This is a genomic window from Pseudomonas sp. sp1636 (genome assembly GCF_030376615.1).
GTDB lineage: Bacteria > Pseudomonadota > Gammaproteobacteria > Pseudomonadales > Pseudomonadaceae > Aquipseudomonas.
On record NZ_JARRAB010000002.1, the window covers coordinates 339,731 to 352,059 of the forward strand.

Sequence of the window (12,329 nt, forward strand, 5' to 3'; positions counted from 1 at the left end):
GATGAAACTCAGTTTAGGCCCGGTACTGTTCTACTGGACACGGGAAAAGCTGCTGAACTTTTACGCCGAGATGCTCGAGCAGCCGCTGGATGTCATCTACCTCGGCGAAACCGTGTGCTCCAAGCGTCGCGCCTTCGGTCTCGGCGAGTGGCTGGGGCTGGCCCGCGACCTGCGCGGCGGCAGCACGGCCGAACTGGTGATCTCCGGCCTGACGCTGGTCGAGGCGGCCTCCGAGCTGTCCAGTCTCAAGCGCCTGTGCGACAACGGCGAATTGCTGGTGGAAGCCAACGACATGGGCGCGGTGCAGTTCCTCAGCGAGCGCAAGCTGCCCTTCGTCGCCGGGCCGGCGCTGAACGTTTACAACGGCCATGCCCTGGCGGAGCTGATCGACTGCGGCATGCAGCGCTGGGTGCCGCCGGTGGAGTGCTCCGGTGCGCTGATCCAGGACAGCCTGGAGCAGCTTGACAGTCTCGGCCTAAGCCGGCCGCAGGTCGAGCTGTTCGCCTACGGCCACCTGCCTCTGGCCTATTCGGCGCGCTGCTTTACCGCCCGCGCGGAGAACCGGCCCAAGGATGACTGCCAGCTCTGCTGTCAGAATTATCCCGAAGGCATTCCGCTGCTCAGCCAGGAAGGCGAGGCGCTGTTTACCATCAACGGCATCCAGACCATGTCGGCCAAGGTCAACAACCTGCTGGCCGATTATCCGCAACTGCAGAACGTCGGCGCCGACCTGTTGCGCCTCAGTCCGCGTGCCGAAGGCATGGCCGAGGTGATCCAGGCCTACCACGCGGTGCGCCAGGGCGCGCTGCCGCCGCTGGCGGTGGAAGGCTGCAACGGCTACTGGTATGGCCGTCCCGGCATGCTCGGCGCCGAGGAGGCTGGCTTATGCTGAAACTGACCCGCCTGGCCCTGCGCGTGGGCGAACCGCTGGCCGATGGCGACTTCGACCTGCTGCAGGGCCGTTGGAGGCGCCTGGACGCCAGCGACCTGGGCCTGGCCTGGTGCATCGCCCTCGATCGCAGCGGCCTGCGCATCGTCCGCGAGACACCGGCGGATGTGATCACCCGCACGATTCGCGGTTGAAGCCGCTACAGGCGGCGCTCGGGTTCAATGCATAACTGCTACATGGCCGAAGAACGCCCGCCGCTGATGATGTACGGGCTTTTGTCGTTCGCCGTTCGGGTTTAGTGCTTGCTGGCTTGAGTCGGCATGGCCAGCAATTGTTTTTCCTGATGCCAGTCGAAGGGTTCGTCGTTTTCCAGGGCTTTGAAGCGGTGCTCTTCCAGGGTCTGGTACATCTCGATTTCTTCGTCGGGCATGAAGTGCAAGCAGTCGCCACCGAAGAACCACAACAGGTCGCGCGGCACCAGATGAGCGATTTGCGGGTAGCGCTGGAAGATCTGGCTGATCAGATCCTGGCCGAGGTAGAGGCTGGCTTCCGGATCGTTCGGCAGATCGGCGAGCAATTCGTCATAGCGTTCCAGGTACATGGCGTGGCTGTCGTCGAGAATCTGCTCGGCTTCGCCCAGGGCAACCAGAATGCTGCGCAGATGGGCGAGCAGGGCGAGGTGGTGGTCGAGGTGGGCGTTGGCCATGAGAAAAGTCCTGTAGGTAAAACGGGCGCGCCAGTATAAGGCCCGGCGTGCCCACTGTCCCTGGCCGCGAACAACTACTGCGCTTGGCCGGGGGAGGGGCGCACCGTGCGCCACCGCCACCATTGCTGCGCACGGCACCGCCGGCGGAAGCATGGCGCTAAGTCAGTGACTCTAGCGCACCTTGCCGCGGCCGAGTTTCAGCTCCTCCTTGGCGAAGTCGTCGACGTCGATCACCACGCGGCGCGCCGCTTCGGCCTGGTGCAGGCTCTGTGCTTCTTCTGTGGTGAGGATGCCGGCGCTGGCTGCGGCGTCGATCAGGCTCTGTCCTGGCGTCTCCTGCAGTTGGCCGTTCTTGACTGCCTGGTGCAGTTTTTTCTGCAGGGGTTGCACGCTTTGCAGCAGATCCATCGCCTGCTGCAGGGCGGTCACCGGGTCGTTCTCCGCCTGTGGCCGGTAGCAACCGGCGAGCAGCTCTTCCAGGGCCGGATCGCCGCTGTTGCGGCCGATGATCTCGGCGACCTGGGCATCCTGTGCGTCGCTTGGGCCTTTGTGGCGGCGGCCGAAGGGGAAGACCAGTACGCGCAAGGCGCAACCGAGCAGTTTGTTCGGGAAGTTGCTGAGCAGTTCATCCAGCGCCTGCTCGGCGTGGCCCAGGCTTTCCTCCATGGCCCAGCCCAGCAGCGGGCGTGAATGCGCCGGGTAATCCAGGTCGTGGTAGCGCTTGAGCGCCGCCGAGGCCAGGTACAGATGGCTGAGCACGTCGCCCAGACGTGCGGATAGCCGCTCGCGGCGTTTCAGTTCGCCGCCCAGCAGCATCATGCTCAGGTCGGCAAGCAGGGCGAAGGCGGCCGCCAGGCGATTCAGCGCACGGAAGTAGGGACGGCTGAGGTTGTCGCCTGGCACTTCGCCGAACCCGCCCAGACCGAGGCTGAGCAGCAGGCTGCTGGCGGCGTTGCCCACGGCGAAGCCGATGTGTTGCAGCAACAGTTGGTCGAACTCGAGCAGTGCCTGTTTTTGGTCTTCACGGCCGGCCAGGGCCATCTCCTTGAGTACGTAGGGGTGGCAGCGAATGGCGCCCTGGCCGAAGATCATCAGGTTGCGCGAGAGGATGTTGGCGCCTTCCACGGTGATGAAGATCGGTGCGCCTTGCCAGGAGCGCGCCAGGTAGTTGTTGGGGCCCATGATGATGCCCTTGCCGCCATGCACGTCCATGGCGTGGCTGATGCACTCGCGGCCGCGCTCGGTCAGGTGGTACTTGAGGATTGCCGAGAGCACCGAGGGTTTTTCGCCCAGATCCACCGCGTTGGCGGTGAGGATACGCGCGCTGTCCATCAGCCAGGCGTTGCCGCCGATGCGCGCCAGGGCCTCCTGGATGCCCTCGAAGGCCGCCAGCGGTACGTTGAACTGTTCGCGTATCTGGCTGTACTGGCCGGTGACCAGGCTGGTGAACTTGGCCGCTCCGGTACCCACCGCCGGGAGGGAGATGGAACGGCCGACCGATAGGCAGTTCATCAGCATCATCCAGCCTTTGCCGAGCATGTCCTGGCCGCCGATCAGGTAGTCCAGGGGAATGAACACGTCCTTCCCCGCATTGGGGCCATTCATGAAGGCGGCGCCGAGAGGCAGGTGGCGGCGGCCGATTTCTACGCCGGGGGTGTCGGTGGGCACCAGGGCCAGGCTGATGCCGAGGTCTTCTTGCTCGCCGAGCAAGTGATCGGGGTCGTAGGCTTTGAAGGCCAGGCCGAGCAGGGTCGCGACCGGGCCGAGGGTGATGTAGCGTTTTTCCCAGGTCAGGCGCAGGCCGAGCACTTCCTCGCCTTGCCACTGGCCTTTGCAGACGATCCCGGTGTCGGGCATGGCTCCGGCATCGGAGCCGGCCAGCGGGCCGGTGAGGGCGAAGCAGGGGATGTCATCGCCGCGGGCCAGGCGCGGCAGGTAGTGCTGGCGTTGCTCGTCGGTGCCGTAGTGCAGCAGCAATTCTGCCGGGCCGAGGGAGTTGGGCACCATCACGGTGGAGGCCAGGTCGCCGCTACGGGTGGCCAGTTTCATCGCCACCTGGGAGTGGGCATAGGCGGAAAAGCCTTTGCCGCCGTATTCCTTGGGGATGATCAGGGCGAAGAAGCCGTGCTGCTTGATGTGCTCCCAGGCCTTGGCGGGTAAGTCCATCTGCTGGCCGATCTGCCAGTCGCTGACCATGGCGCAGAGTTCTTCGGTGGGGCCGTCGAGAAAGGCTTGCTCCTCCTCGCTCAATTGCGCCTTGGGGTAGGCCAGCAGTTTGTCCCAGTCCGGGCGGCCGCTGAACAGTTCGCCGTCCCACCAGACGCTGCCGGCTTCGATGGCATCGCGCTCGGTGGCCGACATGGGCGGCAGTACCCGCTGAAACCAAGCAAACATGGGGGCGCTGAACAGCTTTCGCCGTTGCTCCGGCAGCGCCAGCGGTAGCGCCACCATCAGGAGCAACAGCCAGAAAACGCTCAAAAGCCAGGTCGGGGCGTGACTGAATAGGCCCATGAGAACCAGGTACCCGGCAATCATGCCGAGAGCGGGCAGCGCTGCGCTGCGGCGATGGGCCAAGTAGGCCGTGCCAGCGGCCAGAACGAGCAACCAGATAGCGAGCATGCCAAATCCTCCATGACGACGAGTGGGAAAGAACTGCTGCTGAGTTTAGCCGCCATCCACACAAAAATGGCGACAAGGGCGGCAAGCTTGGCCGGATTGTCGCGACATGCGCTCGAGCGGCGTCGTTAGGCTGGGTTTCCGTTAGGAGAAATAGCGATAAGAATATTTGCAACCCGGCCGCTGCAGCGACAGTGACCACCCGGCGCTGATTGAGTTCGCTGAAACGTCGCGCGGCGGCAGTCGCGACCCGCTAACCCTGAAAGGCAGCCATGCGCTACTCAGCGGCGAGAGCTACTGCGTACCGAAAGCCGCGCTGTTGGCGGCCCGTGCGCGGCATTGCGGGATCCCCGCACGGATCGGTCTGGCCGGTATGCGCAACCACCTGGCCAGCCCGCGGTTGCTGGCGTTGCTGCGCAGCGAGGTGTTCGCCATGCACGGTTATACCGAGTTATACCTGCAGGGGCACAGGCACGCGCCCGACGGAATGAGTGCTGCCCGTCAGGCTTCTCATGGAGTGGTGTCGGTCAGTTCTTGATCAGGCTGAGAAATTCGCTGCGGGTGGCGGCGTTGTCGCGGAATTCGCCGAGCATCACCGAGGTGACCATCGAGGAGTTCTGCTTTTCCACGCCGCGCATCATCATGCACATGTGCTGGGCTTCGATCACCACGGCCACGCCAAGGGCGCCGGTGACTTGCTGGATGGCTTCGGCGATCTGCCGGCTGAGGTTCTCCTGGATCTGCAGGCGGCGGGCGTACATGTCGACGATCCGCGCGACCTTGGACAGGCCGAGCACCTTGCCGTTGGGGATATAAGCGACGTGGGCCTTGCCGATGAACGGCAGCAGGTGGTGCTCGCACAGCGAATACAGCTCGATGTGCTTGACCAGCACCATTTCGCTGTTGTCGGAGCTGAACAGCGCGTCGTTGGTGACTTCTTCCAGGGTCTGCTGATAACCGCGGCAGAGATACTGCATGGCTTTGGCCGCACGCTTGGGGGTGTCGAGCAGGCCTTCGCGGGACGCGTCCTCGCCTAGTTGGCCAAGAATCGCGGTGTAATTTTGTTCCAGGGACATGGATCTTCCTGTGGCATTCGGGGCTAATACGCTAGCGCGCAGGGTAGGGGGAGAGTTTCAGGCTGGCAACCAGGCGTCTGCTACCACTCGTCGCGGCCATCCATCATGGTGCGCTTGAGCATCACATAAACCGCACCGGTGCCGCCATGCTTGGCCACGCAGGAGCTGAAGCCGAGCACCTGCGGGTGCTGGCGCAGCCAGGTGTTGACGTGGCTTTTGATCATAGGTTTACGCCCATCCATGCGTACCGCCTTGCCGTGGGTGATGCGCACGCAGCGTACTTCCAGTTTGTTGGCTTCGGCGAGGAACTCCCACAGGGTGTCGCGGGCTTTCTCCACCGTCATGCCGTGCAGGTCGAGGCTGCCATCGAAGCCGATCTGGCCGAGTTTGAGCTTGCGCATCTGGCCTTCCTGCACGCCGTTGGCGGCCCAGTAGAGCGGGTCTTCGGCGCCTACGTCGATGACGAACTGATCGGACAGCCCGTCGACTTTGAGCGCATCCACGCGCACGCTTGCCGCCTGGCGCAGGCTGGCCAACTGTTTGCGGTCGGGCTTGGCTTTGCCGGTATCGGCGCGGTCGTGCTTGATCGGCTTGACGCCACGCAACTCGGCTTTGAACAGGGCGCTGTCGTTATCTTCTCTGCTGTCGTCTTGCATCTGGGCCTCCGCGAAGGCCGCTAGTGTAACCAAGGCTGAGAGCTTGTGAAAAAACTCTCGGCTACTGCGACCCCTGGCGGCCGCTGCTGGCGTTGCGCTGAGGTTTTCGTGCTGCCTGATCGAGGAGAAGGCTCAGTCGCGTTTCTTCATCAGGTGCGGGGCCATGCTCAGCTCGCTGGGGCGACGCAGGCGGCGCCGGCACATGCGCCATGCCCCGATGCCGCTCCACAGCAGCAGCAGGCCGAGTACCAGCAGTACGGCGGCCGCGCCGGTCGAATCGTTGAGGGCGCCAAGTGTCGGTGCGCGGCCGAGCAAACTGGCTGCTCCGGCCATCGCCAGGAGCACGCCAGCGGCGGCAAACAGCGCTGCCAGTATGGCCGCGAAGCGCATGCGCCAGTTGCCTGGCCCGCGTGGGCGCAGGCGGCGAGCATCGAAACCATCGGATAACTTCATTCCGACTTCCTCAGTGGGTATCGGCGGTATGACCGGCAGACGCTGTGGTGGTTCCCGGCAGGCGCCTGGCGTGCGGGGTAATGCGACCTGCTCGCGGGTCGCTCACCGTCCGGCTCAAAGCAGAGCTTCAGATCAGGGCGCTGGCTTGCGCCACCACTGTGGCGAAGTTGTCCGCCAGGGCAATGATCTCCGCGCGATGCATGTCGGCGGCGCTGATGATCTTGCCGTCCGGGGTCGGCAGGTCGCGGGTGGCGCAGGCCGCATCGACTACCGTGCAGCGGTAGCCATAGTCCTTGGTGGCGCGCACCGTGGTGCTGATGCTCGAGTGGGTCATGAAGCCGCAGACGATCAGGTCCAGATGGCCAAGCGCTTGCAACTGGTCATGCAGATCGGTGCCGGAGAAGGCATTGGGCAGGCGTTTTTCCACCACGATTTCGCCGGGCAGCGGCGCTACCTCCGGCAGATGTTGACCGCGTGGGCCGCGGGGGTCGAGCAGGCCGCCGGGGATGCCCAGATGTTTGATGTGAACGATAGCGGCGCCGGTGTTGCGCGCGGCGCTCAGTAGTTTGGTGATCTCCGCGAGTGCCGCGTCCAGTCCCGGCAGTTGCAGCACGCCGCTGCGGTATTCCTCCTGGACATCGATGATCAGCAGGGTTGCATTGCCCAGGGTGGCCGGTGCATGGCTGCGCCCGGTGAGCTGGAATAGGGTTTGTGGATAAGACATGACAGAACTCCTCGCTGACGCGGACGACATCGCTCATTGTCCGCTTGTGCGGCGCTGCTGTGAACCTCTTCGGCGCGTCGCCTTGCACAAAGGCAGTCGCTTATGAACGTGTGCTGGCTGCCGCGCATTTCTGGCGGCTGTTCGTCCTGGCGGTGGCCAGGACGGTGTTTTGCGAGCTCAGGCACGAGCCGAATCAGCCGCCCTTGCACGCACCGCGGCAGTAGCCGCGTGGGGGAGCGCCCGGCAGACGCCGGGCGCCGCGCGGTCAATAGAGGCCCAATACCTGGAATTGCAGGTACCAGACGCCCAGTGAGCCGAAGAAGTTGACCAGAATGGCCGGCAGGAACCGCAGGTGCACGCCAAAGCTGTAGCTCTTGTCCAGCGACATGGCCATGACCCCGGCGGCCGAGCCGACCACGGTCAGCGAGCCGCCCACCCCGACCATCAAGGCGTTCAGTGCCCACTGATCGAGGCCCAGCTGCGGGTTGGACATCAGGGCGGCGGCTTCGACCGGCACGTTATCCATGACCCCGGAAATGATGCCAAGAATCACGTTAACTCCGCTCGGGCTCATCACCTCGAACAGTTGCGAGATATAGGTCAGCCAGCCGACATGGTTGAGGCAGGCAACCGAGGTGATGATGCCGATAAAGAACAGCAGGGCGTTCCATTCGACCTTCTGCAGTTGATCCTGCCAGGGCAGTTCGATGCCGCGGCGCATCAGCAGCCAGGCGTACAGGGCGACGAAACCCAGGCCGATGCCGATGGCAAACTCGATGCTGACTTTCAGCAGGATATTGCACAGCACCGCCCCCACTACGGCGAAGAAGCCGACGATGGCCAGGCCGGCGCCGCCGGGCTTGAGTGCGGTTTCCGCTTGATCCGCCATATGGATCAGGCGTTCGCCATCGAGTTGGCGCAGGTAGAACAGGTGCAGGGTGGCGGCGAACAGCAGCCAGCCAATCAGTGCCGAGGGAATCAATAGCAGCAGCCCGGCGATGCTGATTTTGCCGGCCAGCACCACCATCAGGCTGGTCGAGGTGCCTAGAAACCACACCCCGGAATTGGAAGCCACCACGACATTGCACAGTGCAATGTGGGTGTAACGCTGGTGGGCCGAGATGTTTTTCACGGTGTTGCCGAAAATCATCGCGGTGGTGATGTTGTTGAGGAATGGCGAGAGCAGCGCCGACAGGGCGCCGGTGGCCCAGAACATGCCTTTGGCGCCGAGGCCCTTGCGCATCAGGTAGCCATTGAGCGCGGTGAACACGTTCCGCTCGTTGAGCAATTCCACCACCATCCACATGAACGCCATGAAGGCGATCAGGCCGAACAGTTCTTCCTTGGTCTCGCTTTGGGCGTGGAGGAAGTACTGGAAGCCGTTGGGGTCGTTGATGGCGTAGTGGGCGCCGATGACGATCAAACCGGACATCATGAACATGGCCGGCTTGAATTTATCCATCTCCAGTTGTGCTTCAAAAACGATAAGCGTCATGCCCAGCAGGAATATCGCCAGCACGAGCAAGCCCGTGAGCGAGAAGGGTTCTATGGTCATTTGGGGCGGATCTCGGAAGGAAGGGATTGGGAAGGGTTAAGAAATCGTTACGAATTATATCGGAGCGCCTGGCGCTGCGACACGGGGTCGCATGGGCCGCGCGGTATTTATTTGCGGCCATACGTCATGCTCGGACGCTTCGGCTAAACTGCGCCAACTTTTGCCCGGAGAGATTCTCGTGACTGCAGCGCCTACTCGTTTACGTACCCTGCGTGATTACATCCGCTGGGCCGTCAGCTGTTTCAACCGTGAACAGCTGTTTTTCGGCCATGGCAGCGACAATGCTTGGGACGAGGCGCGCCAGCTGGTGCTGGGGGCCGTGCATCTGCCCTGGCAGATCGCCGACGGCTACCTCGATTGCCGCCTGGAGGATGAGGAACACGCGCACCTGCAAGCCTTGCTCAAGCGGCGCATCGAGGAGCGGGTGCCGACCGCCTACCTGTTGGGCGAGGCCTGGTTCTGTGGCCTGCCATTCGTGGTCGATGAGCGCGTGCTGATTCCTCGCTCACCGATTGCCGAATTGATCGAACGGCATTTCCGCCCCTGGCTGCCGATGGAACCGGCGCGAATTCTCGACTTGTGCAGCGGCTCCGGTTGCATCGGTATCGCCTGTGCTTACGAGTTTCCCGAGGCCGAGGTGGTGTTGGCGGATCTGTCGTATGAGGCGCTGGAGGTGGCCAACCAGAACATCGAGCGGCACCAGCTGGATGAACGCGTCTACACCGTGCAGGGCGATGGCTTTGCCGGATTGCCGGGGCAGCGCTTCGATTTGATCGTGTCCAACCCGCCCTACGTCGATGCCGAGGATTTCGCCGACATGCCGGCCGAATACCGGCATGAACCGGCGCTGGGCCTGGCGTGTGGCGAAGATGGCCTGGATCTGGTGCGGCGCATGCTGGCCGAAGCCGCCGACCATCTGCATGAAAAGGGTTTGCTAATCGTCGAGGTCGGCAACAGCCAGGTGCATGTCGCCGCCTTGTATCCGGAAGTGGACTTCACCTGGCTCGAGTTCGAGCGTGGCGGCCACGGCGTGTTCCTGCTGGCGGCCCAGCAGTGCCGCGAACATCAGGCGTTGTTTCGCCAGCGCTTGAACGGCTGAGGGCGCGGCGGCTGCGTGTGGCCCTCAGCGGCTGAGTAACGAGGCCGCACCGGCACCGCCAAACAGGGCTGCGCTAACCCGGTTGAACCACACCTGGCCCTTGCCCGAGCGCAGGTAGCGCGCCGCGCCACGGGCGCTGAGGCCGTAGAACAGCTTGCAGCTCAGGTCGAGCACTGCCCAGCTGGCGACCATCACCAGCAGTTGGCCCAGCAGCGCTCGCTCGGCACTGATGAACTGCGGCAGGAAGGCGGCAAAGAACAGAATGTCCTTGGGGTTGCTCGCGCCCAGGCCGAAGGCCTTCCAGAACATCGCGGGGAACCCCGGATTGATCGGCTGCTCCTCGGCGCTGACCGGCCTGGCGGCCTGGCGCGAGGCCTGCCAGCTCTGCCAGGCGAGGTAGAACAGGTAGAGCGCGCCGACGATTTTCAGTAGGCTAAACAGTTGCTCCGAGGCCAGCAGCAGGGCGCCCAGGCCGAGGGCCGAGGCGCTGAGCAGGCCGATCGAGGCCGATACCCCGCCGAGAAACCCCGGTAGCGAGCGGCGCAGGCCGTAGTTGAGGCTGTTGCTGACCATCAACAGCGACAGCGGCCCGGGGATCAGGATCACGATCAGTGCGGCGCTGCTGAACAGCAGCCAGGTTTCCAGACTCATTGCATGCACTCCTTCATACGGAAAAGCCCCAGCGTCGAAACGCTGAGGCTTGGTATTGCCCAAATCAGCCTAACCGTGCTTTGGCAACGTAGCGAGCGCTGGCCAGGCCTGGTTTCAACGCGGCATGGGCAAGCGTAGTTGTGGCCGTTACAGGAAGGCGAACTTGGCGATAAATATGAGGCACAACACATACAGGCTGATGGAAACCTTGTCGCGTTGACCCGTCAGCAGCTTCAGCGTGGCGTAGGTCAGGAAGCCCAGGGCAATGCCGTTGGCGATGGAGAAGGTCAGCGGCATCATCACCACGGTAACGATCGCCGGGATGGTGTCGGTGAGATCCTCCCAGTCGATATGCGCCATGCCGCTCATCATCAGCATCGCCACATAGATCAGCGCGCCAGCGGTGGCATAAGCCGGAATCATCCCGGCCAGCGGGGCGAAGAACATCGCGGTGAGGAACAGCACGCCGACGGTGACGGCGGTCAGGCCGGTACGGCCGCCAGCGGCCACGCCCGAGGCGCTCTCCACATAGCTGGTCACCGGCGGGCAGCCGACCATGGCGCCGATCACGCTGGAGGTGCTGTCGGCCTTCAGGGCTCTCGACAGGTCTTTGATCTTGCCATCGTCGTCGATCAGGTTGGCGCGGTGCGCCACGCCCATCAGGGTGCCGGCGGTGTCGAACATGTTGACGAAGAGGAACGACAAGATGACGCTGACCATGCTCAGGTTCAGAGCGCCGGCGATATCCATGGCCAGGAAGGTTGGCGCCAGGCTTGGCGGCATCGACACCAGGCCGTTGTACTCGACCAGCCCCATGGCCCAGCCCACTGCAGTGACCCCGAGCATGCTGAACAGGATGGCGCCGAACAGGTTGCGGTGACTGAGTACGGCGATCAGCAGAAAGCACACCGCGGCCAGCAGTGCGGTGGGCTCGCCGAATGAGCCCATGGTCAGCAGGGTGGCCGGGCTGTCGACGACGATGCCGGCGGTTTTCAGGCCGATCAGGCCGAGGAACAAACCGACCCCGGCGCCCATGGCGAAGCGCAGGCTCATGGGGATGCTGTTAAGCAACCACTCGCGAATCCTCGACAGGCTCATGATCATGAACAGGATGCCGGAGAGGAACACCGCGCCCAGTGCAATCTGCCAGCTATAGCCCATCTCGCCGACCACGGTATAGGTGAAGAAGGCATTCAGACCCATGCCGGGCGCCAGGCCGACCGGCCAGTTGGCGTACAGGCCCATGAGGAAGCAGCCCAGTGCCGCACCGATACAGGTGGCGACGAAGGCGGCGCCATGATCGACTCCGGCGCTGGCCATGATGCTGGGGTTGACGAAGATGATGTAGGCCATGGTGACAAAGGTCGTCAGGCCCGCCAGCAGTTCGGTTTTGATGTTGGTGCGATGTTCGGTCAGCTTGAAGAAGCGGTCGAGCAAGCCGGTCTTCGCCAGCCCTAGGGCGTGAGTCGCATGTTGTTCTTGTTTAGCGCTTTCCACAGTGGGTACTCCTCATCTCTCTTGTTGTGTACCACCCAGAATCTATGCTGCGCACGGTTCGATTCTCTGAGGTAGGTGGCGCGTTAGGTGTGCTCACTGGCTTGGTTATTGACCGAAAGGTCAGGAAGCTACACTGACGCGATTATGCTGTTGTATACAAAAAAAGCAAATATTGTTTTGTTTGTATCGTTGAGGTGCCCTGTGACTGCTGGTAAATGGGTCGCGTCGCTTCCAAGGTAAGAATTGCTTGTCTCGATTCATATAAAGTCTATTTAAAACATGTGCTTATGCTGAGCTGTCAAAGAGTTGCGGTAGTCGCCGTGAGCGTTTTCGGCGCAGCTATAAGCACCGTCAATGGCGCTTTAAGCTGTTTTGTCGGCAGTGGAAGCACTTCTTATAAGAAATCA

General features: G+C 63.0%; 12 protein-coding genes and 1 pseudogene. 4 read left to right on the plus strand and 9 right to left on the minus strand.

Annotated elements, in window-relative coordinates:
* Position 1 precedes the first annotated feature (1 nt).
* Both P8H27_RS03355 and P8H27_RS03360 read left to right on the plus strand, forming a co-directional pair.
* Positions 2-892 (plus strand): U32 family peptidase, encoded by an 891-nt coding sequence (locus P8H27_RS03355; protein WP_289635194.1) that lies wholly within the window; start codon positions 2-4, stop codon positions 890-892.
* On the plus strand, positions 886-1,083 hold the full coding sequence (locus P8H27_RS03360; protein WP_289635195.1) for a hypothetical protein: 198 nt from the start codon (positions 886-888) through the stop codon (positions 1,081-1,083). Before P8H27_RS03355 ends, P8H27_RS03360 begins: the two co-directional genes overlap by 7 nt.
* A 101-nt stretch (positions 1,084-1,184) precedes the next feature.
* Here P8H27_RS03360 and P8H27_RS03365 read toward each other — a convergent pair whose 3' ends face one another.
* Complete coding sequence (locus P8H27_RS03365) at positions 1,185-1,595, minus strand: PA2817 family protein (protein ID WP_289635196.1); 411 nt, start codon at positions 1,593-1,595, stop codon at positions 1,185-1,187.
* A gap of 171 nt (positions 1,596-1,766) precedes the next feature.
* Positions 1,767-4,214: an acyl-CoA dehydrogenase gene (locus tag P8H27_RS03370; RefSeq protein ID WP_289635197.1), complete on the minus strand. Its 2,448-nt coding sequence runs from the start codon at positions 4,212-4,214 to the stop codon at positions 1,767-1,769.
* Positions 4,215-4,380: 166 nt separating this feature from the next.
* On the opposite strand from P8H27_RS03370, the pseudogene P8H27_RS03375 reads away from it, so the two are divergent.
* A pseudogene (locus P8H27_RS03375) lies at positions 4,381-4,677 on the plus strand (transglutaminase domain-containing protein); the annotation flags it as partial.
* A gap of 61 nt (positions 4,678-4,738) precedes the next feature.
* Here the strand turns inward: P8H27_RS03375 and folE are convergent.
* The 5 genes from folE to nhaD all read right to left on the minus strand — a co-directional run bounded on the left by folE (position 4,739) and on the right by nhaD (position 8,675).
* Entirely contained in the window at positions 4,739-5,287 is a 549-nt protein-coding gene (folE, locus tag P8H27_RS03380; protein ID WP_289635198.1) for a GTP cyclohydrolase I FolE, read from the minus strand.
* Positions 5,288-5,367: 80 nt separating this feature from the next.
* Positions 5,368-5,943, minus strand: a complete 576-nt coding sequence (locus P8H27_RS03385) for a Smr/MutS family protein (RefSeq protein WP_289635199.1) — start codon at positions 5,941-5,943, stop codon at positions 5,368-5,370.
* Between the two features lie 132 nt (positions 5,944-6,075).
* Positions 6,076-6,396, minus strand: coding sequence for a hypothetical protein (locus P8H27_RS03390; protein ID WP_289635200.1), 321 nt, complete (start codon positions 6,394-6,396; stop codon positions 6,076-6,078).
* Positions 6,397-6,523: 127 nt separating this feature from the next.
* Positions 6,524-7,120, minus strand: a complete 597-nt coding sequence (locus P8H27_RS03395; protein WP_289635201.1) for a cysteine hydrolase family protein — start codon at positions 7,118-7,120, stop codon at positions 6,524-6,526.
* Between the two features lie 265 nt (positions 7,121-7,385).
* Complete coding sequence (gene nhaD / locus P8H27_RS03400; RefSeq protein WP_289635202.1) at positions 7,386-8,675, minus strand: sodium:proton antiporter NhaD; 1,290 nt, start codon at positions 8,673-8,675, stop codon at positions 7,386-7,388.
* A gap of 178 nt (positions 8,676-8,853) precedes the next feature.
* On the opposite strand from nhaD, the gene prmB reads away from it, so the two are divergent.
* Positions 8,854-9,774 carry a 50S ribosomal protein L3 N(5)-glutamine methyltransferase gene (gene prmB, locus P8H27_RS03405; RefSeq protein ID WP_289635203.1) on the plus strand — a complete coding sequence of 307 codons (921 nt, stop codon included), beginning with the start codon at positions 8,854-8,856 and terminating at the stop codon, positions 9,772-9,774.
* A 24-nt stretch (positions 9,775-9,798) separates the two neighbouring features.
* Here the strand turns inward: prmB and P8H27_RS03410 are convergent, their stop codons facing one another.
* Positions 9,799-10,425 (minus strand): LysE family translocator, encoded by a 627-nt coding sequence (locus tag P8H27_RS03410; protein ID WP_289635204.1) that lies wholly within the window; start codon positions 10,423-10,425, stop codon positions 9,799-9,801.
* A 147-nt stretch (positions 10,426-10,572) separates the two neighbouring features.
* Entirely contained in the window at positions 10,573-11,922 is a 1,350-nt protein-coding gene (locus tag P8H27_RS03415; RefSeq protein WP_289635205.1) for an NCS2 family permease, read from the minus strand.
* Positions 11,923-12,329: the final 407 nt, after the last annotated feature.